Below are 20,418 nucleotides of genomic sequence, written 5' to 3'. Positions count from 1 at the left end.
CAATCGCCTGTCCATTAATCGCTCTCAATGATCTCTTCGATGCTTTTTGCCAATTTAAAGTCCTTTTCCGTTACTCCTTCGGCATCGTGGGTGTTGAGCCGAATGCTCAAGGTATTGTACACGTTTTGCCAATCGGGATGGTGCCCCTGGGCCTCGCATTCAAAGGCAATACGGGTCATGACGGAAAAGGCCTCCTTGAAATTCTTAAACTCAAACGTGGTTTCGATGGCCCCATCGACGTATTCCCAGCCCTCCAATTGTTCCAATTCCTTTTCGATTTCGACCTCCGTTAATTTTTCCATTTTCTTACGGGTTTTAATATTGATACTTGGTTTTAGCGGTATTCGGGATTTTCAAAGCCCCATCGCGATCCACTGTCCCATGCCTTTCTCGAGTTGCCATAAGCGGGATAGCCTCCGTTCGATTTGAGCATATGGGCCAGATGGAGCATGTTATAGGTCATAAAGGTAGTATTCCTGTTGGTAAAATCATTGGTCTTCGAATGGGCCTCTTCATCGAGATAACTGGGACCAGGGCCGATTTCTCCCAACCAGCCACAATCCGCTTGGGGCGGAATGGAATATCCCAAGTGCTGCAAGGCGTAAAGTATACCCATGGCGCAGTGCTTTACGCCGTCCTCATTGCCGGTTATCACGGTTCCGCCTACCTTGCCGTAATACAGATATTGCCCTTTTTCGTTTTGTTTGCCCGACATGGCGTAAAGACGTTCGATGACCTTGGTACAGACCGACGAGCGTTCGCCCAACCAGATCGGGGTGCCCAAAACCAGTATGTCGGCATCGTAAATGGTTTCAAAAAGTTCGGGCCAGGCATCCTTTTCGCCCCCTTCCTGGGTCATGTCGGGCTGCACCCCGTAAGCAATGTCGTGGTCGACCGCCCTGATATTCTTAAAGGTCACGCCCTCGTTTTTCATGATTTCTTGCGACACATCCATCAAACCTTGGGTATGGCTTTGGGTCGGCGATTTCTTTAAGGTACAATTGACATATACGGCCTTGAGCGAACTGAAGTCTGTTTTGTTTTTCATAACTTTTTGTTTTTAAGCAAGTTATGAAATAAGCCCTTTTTTTTGGGCTCCATAGCGGTTTATTTTTGACGTAATGGCTATCCCATAATGTGGTGGTCGATTACTTCTTGATAGGTCACCTGTAGGTTCTTGGGGAGTTTATTGTCTTTCGGAAGTACCGCTAAATACCGCTCTTCGTTTGAAGTAAAAACCCTTTTGTATATGGGCGTGAAGTGGCCAATGCGATCTACGGTTTCCTTGACAAAATCTTCGTGGTGTACCAGGTCTTTGCTGCCCAAATGGTAGATACCCGTTTTGTTTCGGTTGATCAGGTAGTGGATTTGTTGCGTTAATTTATCGTCGTTGGTGACGTTTATGATCAGGTTGGGGAATACTTCCACGGGTTTGTTTTCCCATATGTTTTTCTTTATTTCCTTGATCCGAGGCGATCCGTTGCCGAAGACCATTGGGATTCTAAGAATACACATCTTCTCTTGTGGAAGCCTTAACATCATGTTCTCTATCTTGATCTTCAATCGGCCGTAGACGCTCTCCGAGAGGGTTTTGTCGTACTCGTAGGAGGGGTACTTGCGATAGGCGTCAAAAACATTGGCCGATGACAGGAAGTAGAGCTTGCATTCGTGGTTGGCCAAATATTCGACGATATGGTGATGGGCCTGGATCTGGGCGGCAAAATTTCCACGTACGGCCGATATGATCGTATGGGGCCTTAGCTTTTCGAGTATTTCGAAGACATCGTCTTCCTCTAAATTGTATTTGAAGAATTGTTGGTTGCCTTCAAAGGAGCGCCTTGCGTTGAAGTAGGTGCCATAGGTATCAAAGTAATTACAAAGCTCTTTGTAAATAGCATTGCCCAAAAAGCCACTGGCTCCAAGTATGAGGATCTTTTTGTTCTCCAAAATCAAAATATAGATAAACCGGTATCGGATGTTAATTTTTCAAGGGCCTCCATTCCTAGTTTCGAGTTGCCTTTTTTGTTGAGACCGGGCGACCAACAGGCCACACAAAACGTATTCGGCAATAGGGCGACGATGCCCCCGCCAACACCGCTTTTTCCGGGTAGGCCCACCTCGAAGGCAAATTCACCGGCTTCATCGTAAAAACCGCAGGTGAGCATAAGGGCGTTGATCCTTTTTACCTGATGGGTATTCAAATAGCCTTGGCCCTGCATGCATCGGCCCCCATTGCCATAAAGAAAAAAGGTTTTGGCCAATTGGGCACAGCTCATTTCAATGGCGCATTGGTGAAAATAGAAATCGAGGACCAGGTCGACATCGTTCTTCAGGTTGCCGTATGATTTCAATAAATGGGCGGCCGCAAAATTTCGAAAGCCCGTAGCTTTTTCCGAAGCCGCTACCCGTTCGTTATAGCTTATAGAACGATCGTTCGCGATGTTTCTTATAAAAGCCAGAAAATCTTCCTTCGGTCTTTTTAGCCGCGACACCAATATGTCGGCAACAACAATGGCACCGGCATTGATCAAGGGGTTTCGCGGAATCCCGTTTTCCTGCTCCAAAAGCGAGAGGTGGTTGAAGGGGTCGCCCGAAGGCTCTACGCCTACCCGTTTCCATAAGTCCTCGCCTATAAGGCCCAGGGCCATGGTAAGTGACAGGACCTTCGATATGCTTTGAATGGAAAAATTTTCGTTTGAATCGCCGACGCTATAGTTTCTTTGGTCGCTATCGATCAGGTGCATGCCGAACTTGTGGGCATCGATATCGGCCAGTTCGGGAATATACGATGCCGTTTCCCCGCGCGCATCGCTGCATGCGGCCTTCTTGTAAATGGCGTCGAGGGTCTTTTGAAAATCTGTCATTTACCTTTATAGAACGGAAGCTTCACCACGGTGGCGGCCACGGTTTTTTTCCGTATTTGTATGTTGATCTGGTTTCCAATGGCCGAAAGGTGGGTCGGTACATAGCCGAGACCAATGCCCTTGTTCAGTGACGGCGACATAGTGCCCGAGGTAACGGTCCCGATTTTTACGCCTTCTTGGTCCACGATGTCGTACCCATGTCGGGGTATGCCGCGTTCGTTGAGCTCAAAGGCGATCAGTTTGCGCTTGGGGCCGGCCTCTTTTTCTTTCGCAAGCTTGTCGCTGTTTACGAAATCTTTGTTGAATTTGGTGATCCATCCCAGCCCGGCCTCGATGGGCGAGGTATGATCGTCGATGTCGTTTCCGTAAAGGCAGTAGCCCATTTCCAACCTCAAGGTGTCGCGTGCGGCCAATCCTATGGGTTTGATACCGTACGCTTTCCCGGCCTCGAACACCTTGTCCCAAACCTGTTGAACCTCGCTGTTCTTGCAATAGATCTCGAATCCCCCGGAACCCGTATAGCCCGTTGCCGAAATAATGACATTGGCAATACCCGCAAAATCGCCCACTTCGAAATGGTAGAACTTGATGGCTGCCAGGTTGACCGAAGTCAGCGCCTGCATGGCCTCCACCGCCTTGGGGCCTTGGATGGCCAGTAGCGAGAACCCGTCCGAAATGTTTCGCATTTCGGCACCGATATTTTGGTTGTACCGGCTGATATGGGCCCAATCCTTATCGATGTTCGACGCGTTGACCACCAATAAATAGGTCTCTTCCTTAACACGGTAAACGATAAGGTCGTCCACAATTCCACCGGTTTCGTTGGGCAGACAGCTGTACTGGGCTTTGCCCAGGGTCAGCTTTGATGCGTCGTTGGAGCTCACCTTTTGAATCAGTTCAAGGGCTTTTGGCCCTTCGATCAGAAATTCGCCCATATGCGACACGTCGAACACCCCGACCCCGTTGCGGACGGTTTCGTGCTCTATGTTAACCCCTTCATAGGAAACCGGCATACGGTAACCGGCAAAGGGAATCATTTTGGCGCCCAAGGCGATATGGGTCGGTGTCAAGGCTGTATCTTTCATTGTAACTTTGTATTAGAATTTTGCAAATCTATTGAATTAATTAGGTTTAGAATAATTGACATTCGTTATGTTTGACATAATATTTTGTTCGTTTTTTACGGAGCAACCCAAAAACCAAATACCATGGACATTGAAAGAGTAAGACCGTATTTGATCATGTTGTTGTTTGTTTGTGCCGGCCTGGGTGCCCAGGATATTCCCAGCGATTTTCTTCCGGCCGACTTTCACAAGGGGAGAAGGGATGAGGTGCGCAAGATGATGCCGCCCAACAGCGTGGCCGTCTTTTTTGCCAACCCGGTAAGGAACCGGGCCAATGATGTGGACTATGTCTACCACCAAGATCCCAATTTTTATTATTTGACGGGATACAAGGAGCCCAACGCCGTACTGTTACTTTTTTCGGAAACCCAGTATGCCGATAATGATGATGGCTATGATGAAATACTCTACGTTCAGGAGCGCGACCCCAGGGCCGAACAATGGAACGGGAGACGACTTGGCATCGAAGGGGCCAAAGAGCGTTTGGGTTTTAAGAAGGTGTTCAACGGGGCGGATTTTTCGAAGATCGACATCAACTTTCAGGGCTTCGATTCGGTGCTCTTCCTTGATTTTGAAAACGATGTTCGCGATACGGGAAACAACGCCGACCTGTTTGATTTGATCAAAACCTTTAAGGAAAAGGCGAACTATCCCGCCGATTACGACGCGACCAAACAACAATTGTATGCCATGATCACCTCGACCGATATCGAAAACAGCGCCAATGTGGCCCAAGTATTGGGGCGGTATTTGAACAGGGACGAAAGGCTTGGGGAAGACGAACTGTTGAGCGGGTTTGTAAATGCGGCCGACGACAATTTGCGCAGCGACATCAAGGAAAAGGTGTCCTTAAAATTGGCCGGCAACAATCTTAATTCCGTTTTGTTACAGGAAATTATGGCCGGTTTGCGCGAAACCAAGACCGAAGAAGAGCTCGTGCTGCTCAAAAAGGCGATCGAAATATCGGCCGTAGGGCAGATCGAGGTGATGAAGGCCATGCATCCGAACATGTCGGAAACCGAGATCCAAGGGGTTCACGAGTACGTCTACAAAAAATACGGGGCGGAGTATGAGGGCTACCCTTCGATCGTGGGCGGCGGAAACAACGGGTGTATCTTGCACTACATCGAGAACAACAAACCGAAAGTGGGCAACGATCTGGTGTTGATGGACCTCGGTGCCGAATACCATGGGTATACGGCCGATGTTACACGGACCATACCGGCGAACGGCAAGTTCACCAAAGCGCAAAAGCAGATCTACGACATCGTTTACCGGGCCCAGGAAGCCGGGATCAAGGCCAGTGTGGTGGGGGCGCCTTTTCAGGCGCCGGGGCAGGCCGCCAGCAAGGTGGTCGCCGAAGGCTTGATGGAACTGGGCATCATTTCAAGGGAAGAGGACGCCCGAATATATTTTCCGCACGGAACCTCGCACTATCTGGGCCTCGATGTACATGACAAGGGTACTTATCGCCCGTTTAAGCCCAATACCGTTATTACCGTAGAACCGGGTATCTATATCCCCGAAGGAAGCGATTGCGATAAGAAATGGTGGGGCATCGCCGTTCGGATAGAGGATGATATTCTAATTACCGAAGAAGGTCCGGTCAACCTTTCGGCCAGGGCTCCCCGGACTACCGAAGCCATCGAAGCCATGATGGCACAACCGAGTCCCTTGGACGATTTTAAACTGCCCCAATTGGATTAGTGAAAGAATCAAGCATTAAAAAAGGGCCCCTCGAGGGCCCTTTCCTTTTTATGAGGACAAAAGATACTTCTTGAGTTCTTCGTAGTTCTTGATCTCTATCGATTTCTTTTCCCTGTCCATTACCTTTTGGATCTGTGGCGGAATATCGACCTGTTCGCCAATGGTTTCCTCGACCACGTCCAAAAACTTCACGGGGTGTGCCGTTTCGAGAAAGATTCCATAGGTGTCGGGGTGGTCTTCCAAATAGGTTTTTAAGCCCAAATAACCTACGGCACCGTGCGGATCGGCAACATAGCCGTCTTCCTTGAAAATTTTGAGCATGGCGGCACGGGTTTGTTGGTCGTCGAAGGAATAGGAAGAAAGGTTTTCTTTCAGCTTTTCAAAATCGTCGTCGTACAAGTGGCGTATGCGCACAAAGTTACTGGGGTCGCCCACATCCATCGCGTTCGAAATGGTAGCGGTGGAAGGTTTTGGGCTATAAGTGTTCGTGCGCATGAACTGGGGTACCGTGTCGTTTACATTGGTTGCCGCCACAAAGTGCTTAACGGGCATGCCCAATTTCTGGGCGACCATGCCGGCACAGATGTTTCCAAAGTTCCCCGAAGGAATGGAGAATACGATTTCCTTTCCCTTTGCTTTTGCCTGTTTATAGGCGAACAGGAAATAGAAAAGTTGGGGCAGCCAGCGGGCCACATTGATCGAGTTGGCCGATGTCAGTTGCATTTTTTCCAAAATGCCATCGTCTAAAAATGCCGTTTTGACCATTTTTTGGCAATCGTCAAAGGTACCGTCTACCTTGAGGGCCGTAATGTTCTGCCCCAAGGTGGTCAATTGCCGTTCTTGAATATCGCTTACCTTGCCATTGGGGTAGAGTATGACCACTTTTACGCCTTCGACCCCCAAAAAGCCATTGGCAACGGCCCCGCCGGTATCTCCGGAGGTGGCTACCAAAACGGTTACTTGGGTATCTTCGTTTCGTGAAAAGTAGCCCAGGCATTGGGCCATAAACCGTGCGCCGACATCCTTAAAGGCCATCGTGGGGCCGTGAAAAAGTTCAAGGGTGGCTACATTTTCCTCAATTTCCACTACGGGAAATTCGAAGTCCAAGGTATTCGCCAAAATGTTCTTGAGCGCTTCGTTGGGTATGTCGTCGCTGACAAACTGATGGATCGCATTAAAGGCGATTTCGGTAGGGGACAGGTCTTCGATACGGTCAAAAAACGAATCGGGAAGCGGCGTGATGCTTTCGGGAAAATAAAGGCCCCGGTCGGGAGCTATACCTCTAATGACGGCTTCTTTGAACGAAACAGGTGGTGCTTGCTTGTTTAGGCTGTAAAATTCCATTTAGTCTAGTATCTTAATTCCTTGTGTATTGATTTTTGAAACGTGTACGTCGTAGTCTATTCCTATACTTTGGTACACTTCGGTCATTTTTTCGGCAACCTCCCGCGCCTTGGCCTCGCCCTTGCTAAAGGCGAATATAGAGGGGCCCGAACCTGAAATACCGCAGCCCAGGGCGCCCGCTTCCTTGGAGACGGATTTTATTTTATCGAATCCGGGAATCAAAATGGAACGGATGGGTTCGACGATATAGTCTACCAATGACCGGCCGATTAGGTCGTAGTCTTCGGTAAACAGGCCCGCAATCAATCCGCCGACGTTTCCCCATTGTTTGATCCCATCGGCCAGGGTGATATGGGTTTTTAAAATTTTTCTCGAATCGGAGGTACGTACCTCGATCTGGGGGTGGATGACCGTTGCATAAAGCTGGTCCGGACAATGAATGGGGATGATATCCAAGGGTTCGTAACTTCTGACGAGGGTAAACCCCCCGAAGAGGGCAGGGGCTACGTTGTCGGCATGGGCCACCCCGCTGGCCAAGCGTTCGCCCTCCATGGCGAATTTCACCAATTGCAAGGGAGAAAACGGCCTGTCGAGCAATTCGTTGATGGCCCAGACCGCACCGGTGGAACTGGCGGCACTGCTGCCGATACCGCTTCCCGCCTTTATCTTTTTGTGGATTTCGATCTCAAAACCGAATTTGGAACCGCTCTCGGCCAATAGGGCCAGGCCGGCCACCCCGGCCACGTTTTGGTGGGTTTCCCTCGGAAGGTCCTGTCCCGTAATTTCCGTAATCCTTATGCCTTTTTCGGGTACTTTTCTGATTACCATTTCGTCACCGACGGAGTCCAGGGCAACCCCGAGTACATCAAAACCGCAGGAAACATTGGCAATGGTGGCGGGGCAAAAGATTCTTATTTCGTTTCTGCTCATGTCTTAAAAGTTTCCTATTCGAATAATATCGGCAAAAATTCCCGAGGCGGTCACTTCGGCCCCTGCACCGGCCCCTTTGATGATCATCGGTTGGTCGGGGTACCTTTGGGTGTAGAACAGAACGATGTTGTCGCTTCCTTCCAGATTGTAGAAATCGTGGCCCTTTGGTATTTGCTGAAGCCCCACACTGGCCTCCCCGTTCTCGTATTGCGCTACGTATTTTAACTTGCTGTCGGCCTCGGCCGCCTTGGCGTACATCTCCTGAAAACGGTCTTCATATTTGATCAGGGAAGCAAAAAAATCTTCGTTGTTGTCGGTGTTAAGGCTTTCTTCGGGGAGAAAGGGGATGTTTTTAATATCGCCTATTTCGAGTCGGTTGCCGCTTTCCCGGGCCAAGATGAGAATTTTCCTCATTACGTCGATCCCGCTCAGGTCTATTTTTGGATCGGGCTCGGTATAGCCCTCCTCCTGGGCCCGTTTTACGATATCGTGAAAGGTGGTCTTGTCGTTAAAGTTGTTGAAGACGAAGTTGAGACTGCCCGAAAGCACGGCCTGGATCTTGAGTACCTTGTCCCCCGATGCAATCAAATTCTTAAGGGTGTCGATAATGGGCAGGCCCGCCCCGACATTGGTCTCGAACAAAAACGGGGCATTGTAGGTTCGGGCCAGGTCTTTGAGTTGTTGGTAGTTGTCGAACTCCGACGAGCAGGCGATTTTGTTGCAGGTCACTACCGATATGCTATTGCCGAGGTAGGAGTGGTAGGTAGAGGCCACTTCGTCGCTGGCGGTGTTGTCGACGAAAATACTGTTGCGATAGTTCAGTTTTTGTACGGTGCCGAAAAATCGGGCCTTGTCGGCCTTTTCGCCCTGGGCTAGCCTACTTTCCCACTCGTCAAGGGAAATGCCGCCCTCGTCGAAGGCCATGGTGCGCGAGTTCGAAATACCGATCACCCGGATGTTCAGCCTTAATTTTTCCTTGAGATAGGCATGCTGTTGGCGCACCTGTTCCAAAAATTTCGAGCCAACATTGCCCACCCCCATAACAAAGAGGTTGAGCTGTTTTACGTTTTCCTCGAAAAACTCCTCGTGGAGGGCGTTTAGTGCTTTTTTTACATCGCCTTCGTTTATGACCGCCGAGATATTGCGTTCCGATGCGCCTTGGGCAATGGCCCTTATGTTAACGTTGTTCCGGCCCAAGGTACTGAACATCTTGCCGCTGAGGCCTTGGTGCTTTTTCATGTTGTCTCCCACCAAGGCTATGATGGCCAAGCCGGTTTCGGCAATGGCGGGTTTGATTTTGTTGCGTTCGATCTCCACTTCAAAGGCGGCGTTTACGATTTCGACGGCATGTTCGATATCGGCCTCGGAAATACCCACGCATATCGAATGCTCCGATGAGGCCTGGGTGATAAAGACCACGCTGATACCGTGTTGCGAAAGCACTTCGAAGAAGCGTTTTGATATACCCGGGATGCCCACCATGCCCGGTCCCTCGAGCGAAAGCAGGGCCATTTTGCCAACATGGGTAATACCGCGTACAGTCTTGCCCTTCTCGTTTTTGTTCTTTGTGATCAAGGTGCCGGTGTTTTCGGGACGAAAGGTGTTTTTTATATGGATGGAAATACCTTTGCTCAATACCGGTTGTATGGTAGGCGGGTAGAGTACCTTTGCGCCAAAGTGCGAAAGCTCCATGGCTTCCTCATAGGAAATATGGGGAATGGCCTTGGCCTGCTTCACCAGTTTCGGGTTGGCGGTATACATACCGCTTACGTCCGTATAGATCTCGAGCACTTCGGCATCGAGGGCCGCTGCCACGATGGCTGCCGTATAATCGGATCCCCCACGGCCCAGGGTAGTGGAATTTCCCTTTTCCGACGAGGCGATAAATCCGCCCATAACCACGATTTTATGGGTCGAGGCAGCGAAATGGTTCTTGCAATTGGCATTGGTCAACTTAAAATTGACCGTGGCCTTTTCGTTTGAGTCGTCGGTGATAATCAGTTTTCTACTGTCTACGTGGCCCGAATCCAAACCTTCCTGGGCAAAGTATTCACCGATGATGTACGCCGAAAGGAGTTCGCCGTAACTCACGATCTTGTCCGAGAGCTTAGGGGTAATCTCCCCTATCAGATAGGCACCTTCAAGAAGGGTCTCCAAGGTGTTGAGTTCACTTTTTACCTTGCTCAGCACTTTGCTTTGGGCATTGATGTTTATCAAGTCCTTTACGGTGTCGAGGTGCCTGTCCTCGATTTCCTTGAGTACCGACTTATACCCTTCGCTTTGTCGGGAGGCCAGATAGGCGGCGTTCAATAAAAGATCTGTCACGCCGCCAAGGGCGGAGACCACTACCACCAGGCTGTCGGTGGTGGTATTGGCGACAATATTTTTTACCAAGTTTATGTTTGAGGCGTTGGCAACCGATGTGCCACCGAATTTTAAGACTTTCATCGTGATGGATTTAAGGAAAAAATTGTTTGAAATGGGCGCAAGAAAGCGCGATACGGACGGAATATATAATTTTGCTTACCCCAAAGGGGTAATGGTACCGGTAGTAGCGGTGAATCCATTTTGGAATGGCGTAAAAATTCTATTTCTGTCTATGTTCGACATTGGCATGCTTAAAACAAAGAACCAAAAGTAGTACTTTTGAAAACTTAATCAAACGAACCGTCCAATTTTTATAGATTCTTCAAACATTTCCCAAATATTGTTAATAAATGAAGCTATTTAACGCCAAGCAGATCTATGCTGCTGATAAATTCACGATCGAGAAACAAAATATAACCAGTACCCAGTTGATGGAGCAGGCTGCCGTACAGTTGTTTAACTGGCTTCACCTTCGCATGCAGGGGGCACAGGTAAAGATACATTTGTTCTGCGGTATCGGGAATAACGGAGGGGACGGGATGGCCCTGGCCCGGCACTTGCAGGAACACGGTTATAACATAGGGGTGTACGTGGTAAACTACAGCAAAAAACGCTCGGAAGATTTTTTGGTCAACCTCGAGCGCTTGAAGGATAGGAAAGTCTGGCCCGATTTTTTGGAAGACGGTTCTTCCTTTCCCGAAATTTCCAAAGAGGATATAATTGTCGATGCCATATTCGGTATAGGGCTTAACCGGACCCCTGACGATTGGGTAGTGTCCCTGTTCGACCACCTGCACCGAACGCAGGCCTTTATTCTGTCGGTCGATATTCCCTCGGGGCTTTTCACCGATAGGGTGCCCGAGAGGAAGGAGGCCGTTATAAAATCGAACTTTACCTTGAGCTTTCAGGTGCCCAAACTGGTGTTCTTTTTGCCGGATACGGGTAACTATGTTCAGCAATGGGAGGTTTTGGATATAGGTTTGGATGTCCAATTTTTAATGGAGACCGAAACCGATTACGAGCTGATCGGCAAGCATGAGGTGCTGCCTCTCTATAAACCAAGGGAAAAATATTCCCATAAGGGTACCTATGGCCACGCCCTTATCATCGGGGGAAGCTTTGGCAAGATGGGGGCCGTTCATCTGGCGGCCAAGGCCTGCCTTCATTCGGGCAGTGGCCTGGTGTCGGTGTTGGTTCCGAAGTGTGGCGTCCTTCCTTTGCAGACCAATCTTCCGGAGGCCATGGTAGTGGCCGATGACGACGACGAACGGATCACCAAAATAGAAGTGCCGATCGCCCCTACGGTTATCGGGGTAGGCGTAGGTTTGGGGACGGACAAAAGAACGGCAAAGGCCCTTTCCGACTTCTTGGAGGGGAACAAGGTGCCCTTGGTCGTCGATGCAGACGGACTGAACATCTTGTCGAATACGCCTTCGCTTTTGGATAAATTGCCCCCGCAAAGTGTACTGACCCCACATCCCAAAGAATTGGAGCGGCTTATCGGACCCTGGAAAGACGATTTCGAAAAGCTTGAAAAAGCCAAGGGATTCTCGAAGAAATACGATTGCATATTGGTAATAAAAGGGCATCATACCCTTACGGTCTATAACGGTCGGGGATATGTAAACACCACGGGCAACCCCGGAATGGCTACCGGGGGTAGCGGGGATGTGTTGACCGGAGTGATAACCGGACTCATGGCGCAGGGCTATGAACCCCTATATGCGGCCGTGTTCGGTGTCTACCTGCATGGCCGTGCCGGCGATATTATGGTCGAAGGGAAAGGGTATCAAGCGCTCTTGGCCTCGGACGTTTCGGAAGGAATCGGACAGGCTTTTATGGATCTATTCGCCGTGGAACGGAGGGAGGCCGGCGAGGATCAAGAAGAGGGGCGCTAAACAAGACAAGGTCGATCCGGCCTTTGGGCGCATGGATCGACCTTGATTTTTTAACTAGGAGGGGGGAGGGGCGAAGGCTATGCTTTTACCCTTCTCTTCACCCATTTCAATGCGTTGTCGAATTCGATAAAAAACTTCATGGGTTTTTTGTAGAACAGTTTCTCGATCTTAAAGTTGTGCATGTCGATTTCCTTGACCGATACGATGGCAAAGGCCTTAAGGTTTTCCAACTGTCTGAGATAGGTGTAAATGGTGGGGTCTACGGCAAAGGAATTTTTGCGCAAACTGATATATCCAAAATTTTTGTTCCTAAAATGGATTTCCGAGATACCTATTATTTGGTACATCCTTTCCAAGGTAAGGGTGGCTCCTTCATCGAATAAGGCTACCATGTAATTTTCATATACCTGTACTTTTCCAACATCCAACTGATACTCCCTGACGATAACTGTCTTTTTGGGTCGCCTCACATTCATTCCAATAAAGATTATAGTGTTCGGAGCGAAAGTAGACCTAAGCATGTGCAAAGGGAAAATTATTAGATTAAAGGCTGAAATATCGTTTTATCTGCCGTGCGCGGCATAGCTTTGTCTTCCTATTCTTTCCATTTTGGTTTTGGGCAATAAAAAAGGGAGTCGTTGATGGCGACTCCCTTTTTTTTAATTTCTTACAAAACTATTCGGTTTCCGGTGATTTTTCCGGTTTTTCGATTTTGATCGTAAGTTCTCCTTTCTTCTCGTCGAAATCCATAATGATCGAATCCCCTTCGTCTAGATTGGAATTGACGATTTCCTCGGCCAAGGCATCTTCGATATACTTCTGGATGGCCCTTTTCAATGGTCTTGCGCCATATTGCTTGTCGAAGCCTTTGTCTGAAATATAATCTTTTGCCTTTTCGCTGAGGCTTAAGTGGTAGCCAATGTCCTTGATTCGGGCGAAGAGCTTTTTCAATTCGATATCGATGATTTTGTGGATGTCTTCCCGCTCAAGCGGATTAAAGACGATTACATCATCGATACGGTTCAAAAATTCAGGGGCGAAGGCCTTTTTCAGGGCACCCTCGATAACGCTCTTTTGGTGGCTGTCTTCTTGCGCCTTCATGGCGGTGGTTCCAAAACCTACCCCTTGTCCGAAATCTTTCAGTTTACGGGCACCGATATTCGATGTCATTATAATAATGGTATTTCGGAAGTCGATCTTTCTTCCCAGGCTATCGGTAAGATAACCGTCATCCAATACCTGTAACAGCATGTTGAACACATCGGGGTGTGCCTTTTCCACCTCGTCCAAAAGGACTACGGAGTAGGGCTTGCGCCTTACTTTTTCGGTCAACTGGCCTCCTTCTTCATAACCCACGTATCCCGGAGGGGCGCCTACCAATCTGGATATGGCGAATTTTTCCATGTATTCGCTCATGTCTATTCGGATCAAGGCGTCTTCGGAGTCGAAAAGTTCTTTTGCAAGCACTTTGGCCAATTGGGTTTTGCCGACTCCCGTCTGTCCTAGGAAGATAAACGATCCTATGGGTTTGTCGGGGTCTTTTAGTCCGGCCCGGTTACGCTGTATGGCCTTCGCTACTTTTGCCACGGCCTCGTCTTGGCCAATTACGTTTGATTTGATCAGATTGGGCAGTTCGGCCAATTTGTTGCTTTCGGTCTGGGCGATCCTATTGACGGGAATACCGCTCATCATCGAAACTACGTCCGCAACGTTGTCTTCCGATACGGTTTCCTTATGCAGTTTGCTGTCTTCTTCCCATTTTTCTTGGGCGGCGGCCAACTCTTTTTCTATGCGTTTTTCGTCATCGCGTAGTTTGGCGGCCTCTTCGTATTTCTGTTTTTTGACCACACTGTTTTTGAGCTCGCGAACATCTTCAAGCTGTTTTTCAAGCTCTAGAATTTGTTTGGGAACATCCATGTTCACAATATGAACGCGCGAACCGGCCTCGTCAAGGGCGTCTATGGCCTTGTCCGGTAGAAAACGGTCGGTCATATAGCGGTTCGTTAATTTAACACAGGCGTTGATGGCCTCGTCGGTATAACTTACATTGTGGTGGTCTTCGTACTTGCCTTTGATATTGTGCAGGATCTCAATGGTTTCCTCAACGGTGGTAGGCTCTACGATTACCTTTTGAAAACGCCTTTCCAGTGCGCCGTCCTTTTCGATATACTGCCTGTACTCGTCTAGCGTGGTGGCACCGATACATTGGATCTCGCCCCTTGCAAGCGCGGGTTTGAACATGTTGGAGGCATCAAGGCTTCCTGTCGCCCCGCCGGCGCCCACAATGGTGTGTATTTCATCGATAAAGAGAATAACGTCGTCGTTCTTCTCCAATTCGTTCATCACCGCTTTCATGCGTTCCTCGAACTGGCCGCGGTATTTGGTACCGGCCACCAATGAGGCCAAATCAAGGGTTACCACCCTTTTGTTGTACAGTATGCGCGATACTTTTTTGTTGATTATGCGCAAGGCAAGGCCTTCGGCAATGGCACTTTTGCCAACGCCCGGCTCTCCGATCAACAAGGGGTTGTTTTTCTTTCTTCGGCTCAATATCTGCGATACCCTTTCGATTTCCTTTTCCCTACCGACGACCGGGTCCAATTTGTTTTCCTCGGCCAGTCGGGTAAGGTCCCGACCAAAATTGTCGAGTACCGGGGTCTTCGATTTTTTGTTCCCCTTTTGGCCCGTGGTGGCCCCAAAGGAACTTCCTTCCTTGCTATCGCCCGAATCGTCGCTATCACTGGGGAAAGACTCCGAAGTGGGAGCGTCGACGATATCGTCGTCACTGGTAATCATAAACTTGAACTGTTCCTTTACCCCGTCGTAGTCCACCTTAAGCTTGTGCAGCAATTTGGTGGTCGGGTCGTTTTCGTTTCTTAATATGCAAAGCAGTAAGTGTGCCGTATTGATCGATGAGCTTTGAAACAGTTTGGCCTCAAGAAAAGTGGTCTTAAGGGCCCTTTCCGCCTGACGCGTAAGGTGCAGGTTTTTCTTGTCCTTTTGAACGCTGCTCGGATTCGGGTTCGACGGACTCAAAATTTCGACTTTACGCCGAAGGTGGTCCAGGTCGACTTCCAAAGCATCGAGAATACTAATAGCCTTACCGTTGCCATCGCGCAAAAGCCCCAACATTAGGTGCTCCGTACCTATGAAGTCGTGCCCCAAACGCAAGGCTTCCTCTTTGCTGTAGGCAATCACATCCTTTACTCTTGGTGAAAAATTATCATCCATAAATCTTATCCTTTCATCTATAAAATTAGTAAAACTATACCAATCTAACGCAAATAGTGTACCTATTATTAGATAAACCCTTGTGAATTGTGGAAAAAAGCACCTAATTATAAAATTTTTAACGTGATATGCGCTAAGGTTTTAGGGGCTTCCGGATGTTGATAAAATGTTTAATAAAGTGGGGTAGATATGCTTTGAAAGCCACGATTTTACGTATATTGGCATGTTTTTTTAACTAAAATAAATTCTAGGATTTTAATATGGCAGAAGGAGAAAAATTGATTCCTATTAATATCGAAGAGGAAATGAAATCTGCCTACATCGATTATTCGATGTCGGTCATTGTGTCACGTGCCTTACCGGATGTCAGGGACGGCTTGAAACCGGTTCACCGAAGGGTGTTGTACGGTATGCACGATCTGGGCGTAAGATCTACCAGTGCCCATAAGAAATCTGCCCGTATCGTGGGTGAGGTTCTTGGTAAGTACCACCCTCATGGCGACACCTCTGTTTACGATACCATGGTGCGTATGGCCCAAGAGTGGAGTTTGCGCTACATGTTGGTCGATGGTCAGGGTAACTTCGGTTCCGTTGATGGCGACAGTCCGGCGGCGATGAGGTATACCGAGGCCAGAATGCGCAAAATAGCGGAAGAAATGCTTGCCGATATCGATAAGGATACGGTCGACCATCAGTTGAACTTTGACGATTCGATCGAGGAGCCCACCGTGCTTCCCACACGAATACCCAACCTATTGGTAAACGGAGCCTCGGGTATTGCCGTGGGTATGGCCACCAATATGCCGCCGCACAACCTTGGCGAGGTGGTCGACGGTACGGTCGCCTATATCGATAACAATGATATCGAGATCGACGAAATAATGACCCATATCAAGGCACCCGACTTTCCTACGGGAGGGGTGATCTACGGATACGATGGGGTAAAGGAAGCCTTCCATACCGGCCGCGGAAGGGTCAAGATCCGGGCAAAGGCCGTCATCGAAGAGGTGCAGGGGCGCGAATGTATCGTGGTAACCGAAATACCCTATCAGGTCAACAAGGCCGATATGATCAAGAAGACGGCCGATCTGATCAATGAAAAGAAAATAGACGGAATAGCCAGTATCAGGGACGAATCGGACAGGAGCGGTATGCGTATCGTGTACATCCTTAAGCGCGATGCGATACCCAATATCGTCCTGAATACCTTATATAAGTATACGGCCTTGCAATCTTCCTTTAGTGTCAACAACATTGCGCTGGTCAACGGCCGGCCCGAATTGTTGAACATCAAGGAAATGATCCATTACTTCGTGGAGCACCGTCACGAGGTCGTCGTCCGAAGAACGAAATTTGAGCTTAAGAAGGCCGAAGACCGTGCCCATATCTTGGAAGGGCTGATCATTGCCTCCGATAACATCGACGAGGTCATCGCCATTATTCGAGGTTCGTCCAACGCCGACGAGGCCAGGGAAAAGTTGATGGAGCGATTCAAGCTCAGCGAGATCCAGGCCAAGGCCATTGTCGAAATGCGCTTGCGTCAGCTTACCGGTCTGGAACAGGACAAGTTGCGCTCCGAGTACGACGAAATTATCAAGACCATTGCCGATTTAAAGGACATTCTGGCCAAAAAGGAAAGACGAATGGCCATCATCAAGGAAGAGCTCTTGGAGGTGAAGGAAAAGTATGGCGATGCCCGTAGATCGGAAATCAACTATGCGGGCGGCGACCTGAGCATCGAGGATATGATCCCCAATGAGCAAGTGGTCATTACCATCTCGCATGCGGGCTACATCAAAAGGACCCCGCTTTCGGAATACAAGACCCAAAACAGGGGTGGCGTAGGGCAGAAAGCCTCCTCGACGCGAAACGAAGACTTTTTGGAGTACCTCTTTGTCGGTACCAACCATCAATACATGTTGTTCTTTACCCAAAAAGGCAAGTGTTTCTGGATGCGGGTCTATGAGATTCCCGAAGGGAGCAGGACTTCCAAGGGGCGGGCAATACAGAACTTGATCAACATAGAGCAAGACGACAATGTCAAGGCCTTTATCTGTACGCAGGACCTTAAGGACGAAGACTACGTAAATAGTCACTACGTTATTATGGCGACCAAAAAGGGTACGGTCAAGAAGACATCCTTGGAGCAGTATTCCCGTCCACGCCAAAACGGTATCAACGCCATTGGCATTCGGGAAGGCGATGAGCTTTTGGAAGCCAAATTGACCACAGGCACAAGCCAGATCTTTATCGGCTTGAAATCAGGTAAGGCCATTCGCTTCGAAGAAAGCAAGACCCGGCCCATGGGTCGAAACGCTTCGGGGGTACGGGGGATTACCTTGGCCGATGACAACGACGAGGTAATCGGCATGGTCTCGGTTCACGATTTGGAGGAGGATATTCTTGTGGTTTCCGAAAATGGATACGGAAAGCGTTCGAGCATCGACGATTACCGCATCACCAACAGGGGCGGTAAAGGGGTCAAGACCATTTCCATTACCGAGAAGACCGGAGGCTTGGTGGCCATTAAGAACGTTTCCGATTCCGACGACCTGATGATTATCAATAAATCGGGTATCGCGATCAGAATGAGCGTGGAGGACTTAAGGGTGATGGGGCGCGCTACCCAAGGGGTAAAGCTTATCAACCTAAAGGACAACGATTCCATTGCCGCGGTTGCAAAGGTGATGAAGGAGGAAGAGGAAATCACCGATACCGACATTCATGATATCGAAGTCAACACCGAAGAAGATGGCACGGCTCTTGATAATAATGCCGACGAAGAAACAAAGGAATAATTTATAACAAGTTGTAAACACTAACATTTAATTAATTGAATCAGAAAAATGAAAACTAAATTTTTAATACTTGCAAGTCTATGTTTCTCAATGGTAGGCTTCGCGCAGAAGAATGAAATCAAAGCGGCCGAAAAGGCCCTGAAGGGAGGCAACGCCGGAGCCGCAAAAACGGCTCTTGAGGCTGTATCGGGTTCCATTTCCGGTGCTGATGAAAAGTTACAGGTCCAGTATTACTTTACCCGTGGTAAGGCTTATGCCGAGTTGGCCAAGAAAGGTGACAACAGCGCCTTCGAAGAAGCCGCGTCATCCTTTCAAAAAGTTCTTGAACTTGAGGAAAAAAGCGGAAAGAAGAAATATTCCGACGAAACCCAACAGCATATGAAGGCCCTTAGTGCCGACTTGGTAAATTCGGCCGTTGAGGATAACGGAAACAAAAAGTTCAAGGAAGCGGCCGAGAAGTTGTATACCAGCTACAAGATCAGTCCACAAGACACCTCTTACCTTTACTATGCGGCGAGCAGTGCCGTAAATGGGGGGCATTACGAAGAGGCCCTCAAGTATTACGAAGAGCTTCAGGAAATAGGCTACGACGGTAGCGGCGTGGTATACAAGGCCACCAACGTAGAGACCGGCCAGGTCGAGGAGATGGACAAGACCCAAAGGGACTTGATGGTCAAATCAGGGGCTTACAAGGATCCCGTTGACGAAAAGACCCCGTCAAAAAAGGCCGAAATCGTTAAGAACACCGCCTTGATCTATACCCAATTGGGCAAGGACGACAAGGCTTTGGAAGCTTACAAGGCTGCCCGGGCGAGCAATCCTGACGATGTAAACCTTATCTTGAACGAGGCAAACCTTCATTACAAATTGGGCGATAAGGACAAGTTCAAGGAGCTGATGGCCGAAGCGGCCGCCATGGCCCCCGACAATGCCGACCTACACTATAACATTGGGGTTATCAATATGGAGCAGGGCAATCTGGAGGAAGCAAGGGTAGCATACAAGAAGGCCTTGGAAATCAACCCTAGTTATACCAATGCCCAATTGAACCTTTCCACTACCTATGTGAACGAAGGTAACTCACTTATCGACGAGATGAACAGCCTTGGTAATTCTAAGGCCGATATTGCCAAGTACGATGAATTGAAGCAGCAAAAGGATTCGCTTTTTCTCGAAGGTGCTTCAGTGCTCGAAGATGCCTTAAAGACCAATCCCGATAACCAAAGTATTCTTACCCAGTTAAAGAATATCTACGGTGCCATGGGCGACAACGAAAACTTTATGCGTATAAAAAAACTATTGGGCGAGTAATCATACCGATCGGTAAATAAAAAAAATCCTCCCGGGACTACCGGGAGGATTTTTTTTATGCCTTATGGTTCGGTAAAAAGCAGCCTAAATAACTTTCTTTATCACCCTTAGTTTAAAGGAGTACTTTGAAGTATCTACATTAAAGATGCCGGTGTGGTCTAAACGGTCGATACGTACCTTGCCGTCTACGTGAATGATATAATTATTGTCCATAATAATTCCCACATGATATATCTCCCCGTCGTTATTGTCGAAAAAGGCCAGGTCGCCGGCCTCGCTCTCTTCGATAAAACTGAGGGGTCGCCCTTGGCTCGATTGTTCCGATGCCTTTCGTAGAAGTTTGTAGCCATTGATTTTATAGACCATTTGGGTAAAGGCCGACGCATCGATGCCAAAGGGACTTTTGCCGCCCCATTGAAAAGGGGCGTTCAAATAGAGCAGGGCCGTTTCGATGAGCCCTGTCTTCTTTTTCTTTCCTTGGAAAAAGTTGCCGTCGAAAGTGTGCGAAAGTTGACCGGTGTGGCTAACCGTGGAACCTAGGACGATCGGTAGGAGGACGGAACCTTGCATTTCTACGAATGAAACCAAGTCGCAGGCGTATTTTAAGCTTTTTTTTGCCTCAATAGCGGTATAGGCCTCTTCGTCGATCAAGGTGATCTGTTGGTTTAAGACCCAGCCTTCGCATTGGTCGAAGGCGATTCGGACACGGCTCCAATACTTGCGCTGTTCGAGTACCTTAAAATGTTCGCCGTACAGCAGCTGGGAGACCATTTCGGACGAATCGGTCGCCTGGGCCCTGACTGAAACTAAACTAAGGTGACAAATACCGTATTGCATGGAGTAT

The 20,418-nt window shown here is 48.6% G+C and carries 15 protein-coding genes; 4 read left to right on the top strand and 11 right to left on the bottom strand.

Going from position 1 to position 20,418, the window contains the following annotated elements; translation table 11 throughout:
• Window positions 1-14: 14 nt before the first annotated feature.
• The 5 genes from BUB37_RS09750 to gcvT all read right to left on the bottom strand — a co-directional run bounded on the left by BUB37_RS09750 (window position 15) and on the right by gcvT (window position 3,949).
• Window positions 15-302 carry a 4a-hydroxytetrahydrobiopterin dehydratase gene (locus tag BUB37_RS09750; RefSeq protein WP_072992434.1) on the bottom strand — a complete coding sequence of 96 codons (288 nt, stop codon included), beginning with the start codon at window positions 300-302 and terminating at the stop codon, window positions 15-17.
• A 32-nt stretch (window positions 303-334) separates the two neighbouring features.
• On the bottom strand, window positions 335-1,048 hold the full coding sequence (locus tag BUB37_RS09745; protein ID WP_072992429.1) for a flavodoxin family protein: 714 nt from the start codon (window positions 1,046-1,048) through the stop codon (window positions 335-337).
• A 77-nt stretch (window positions 1,049-1,125) separates the two neighbouring features.
• Window positions 1,126-1,947, bottom strand: a complete 822-nt coding sequence (locus tag BUB37_RS09740) for a sugar nucleotide-binding protein (RefSeq protein ID WP_072992426.1) — start codon at window positions 1,945-1,947, stop codon at window positions 1,126-1,128.
• Between the two features lie 2 nt (window positions 1,948-1,949).
• Window positions 1,950-2,864, bottom strand: a complete 915-nt coding sequence (locus BUB37_RS09735; RefSeq protein WP_072992422.1) for a glutaminase — start codon at window positions 2,862-2,864, stop codon at window positions 1,950-1,952.
• Window positions 2,861-3,949: a glycine cleavage system aminomethyltransferase GcvT gene (gene gcvT / locus BUB37_RS09730; RefSeq protein WP_072992417.1), complete on the bottom strand. Its 1,089-nt coding sequence runs from the start codon at window positions 3,947-3,949 to the stop codon at window positions 2,861-2,863. The genes BUB37_RS09735 and gcvT overlap by 4 nt, the downstream gene beginning before the upstream one ends.
• Window positions 3,950-4,072: 123 nt before the next feature.
• Between gcvT and BUB37_RS09725 the strand changes: the two genes are divergently transcribed.
• Window positions 4,073-5,695, top strand: coding sequence for an aminopeptidase P N-terminal domain-containing protein (locus BUB37_RS09725; protein WP_072992414.1), 1,623 nt, complete (start codon window positions 4,073-4,075; stop codon window positions 5,693-5,695).
• A gap of 48 nt (window positions 5,696-5,743) precedes the next feature.
• Here the strand turns inward: BUB37_RS09725 and thrC are convergent, their stop codons facing one another.
• Genes thrC through thrA form a run of 3 tightly spaced genes read right to left on the bottom strand, consistent with a single transcriptional unit; the run spans window position 5,744 to window position 10,417 of the window.
• Window positions 5,744-7,039, bottom strand: coding sequence for a threonine synthase (gene thrC, locus BUB37_RS09720; protein ID WP_072992412.1), 1,296 nt, complete (start codon window positions 7,037-7,039; stop codon window positions 5,744-5,746).
• Entirely contained in the window at window positions 7,040-7,969 is a 930-nt protein-coding gene (locus BUB37_RS09715; RefSeq protein WP_072992410.1) for a homoserine kinase, read from the bottom strand.
• A gap of 3 nt (window positions 7,970-7,972) precedes the next feature.
• Entirely contained in the window at window positions 7,973-10,417 is a 2,445-nt protein-coding gene (gene thrA / locus BUB37_RS09710; RefSeq protein ID WP_072992408.1) for a bifunctional aspartate kinase/homoserine dehydrogenase I, read from the bottom strand.
• Window positions 10,418-10,686: 269 nt separating this feature from the next.
• Between thrA and BUB37_RS09700 the strand changes: the two genes are divergently transcribed.
• Window positions 10,687-12,234, top strand: coding sequence for a bifunctional ADP-dependent NAD(P)H-hydrate dehydratase/NAD(P)H-hydrate epimerase (locus BUB37_RS09700; RefSeq protein WP_072992402.1), 1,548 nt, complete (start codon window positions 10,687-10,689; stop codon window positions 12,232-12,234).
• Window positions 12,235-12,311: 77 nt separating this feature from the next.
• On the opposite strand, the gene BUB37_RS09695 is transcribed toward BUB37_RS09700, so the two are convergent.
• Together BUB37_RS09695 and BUB37_RS09690 are read right to left on the bottom strand one after the other, a co-directional pair.
• Window positions 12,312-12,710: an STAS/SEC14 domain-containing protein gene (locus BUB37_RS09695; protein WP_072992401.1), complete on the bottom strand. Its 399-nt coding sequence runs from the start codon at window positions 12,708-12,710 to the stop codon at window positions 12,312-12,314.
• 199 nt (window positions 12,711-12,909) lie between these two features.
• Entirely contained in the window at window positions 12,910-15,465 is a 2,556-nt protein-coding gene (locus BUB37_RS09690; protein WP_072992399.1) for an ATP-dependent Clp protease ATP-binding subunit, read from the bottom strand.
• Between the two features lie 260 nt (window positions 15,466-15,725).
• On the opposite strand from BUB37_RS09690, the gene gyrA reads away from it, so the two are divergent.
• Both gyrA and BUB37_RS09680 read left to right on the top strand, forming a co-directional pair.
• Complete coding sequence (gene gyrA / locus BUB37_RS09685; RefSeq protein WP_072992397.1) at window positions 15,726-18,263, top strand: DNA gyrase subunit A; 2,538 nt, start codon at window positions 15,726-15,728, stop codon at window positions 18,261-18,263.
• 48 nt (window positions 18,264-18,311) lie between these two features.
• Complete coding sequence (locus BUB37_RS09680; RefSeq protein WP_072992395.1) at window positions 18,312-19,574, top strand: tetratricopeptide repeat protein; 1,263 nt, start codon at window positions 18,312-18,314, stop codon at window positions 19,572-19,574.
• 84 nt (window positions 19,575-19,658) lie between these two features.
• Here BUB37_RS09680 and BUB37_RS09675 read toward each other — a convergent pair whose 3' ends face one another.
• Window positions 19,659-20,411 carry a C40 family peptidase gene (locus BUB37_RS09675; RefSeq protein ID WP_072992393.1) on the bottom strand — a complete coding sequence of 251 codons (753 nt, stop codon included), beginning with the start codon at window positions 20,409-20,411 and terminating at the stop codon, window positions 19,659-19,661.
• Window positions 20,412-20,418: the final 7 nt, after the last annotated feature.

This window comes from Pseudozobellia thermophila (assembly GCF_900141855.1).
Classification (GTDB): Bacteria; Bacteroidota; Bacteroidia; order Flavobacteriales; family Flavobacteriaceae; genus Pseudozobellia; species Pseudozobellia thermophila.
This window is presented reverse-complemented; position numbering and strand designations above follow the sequence as displayed.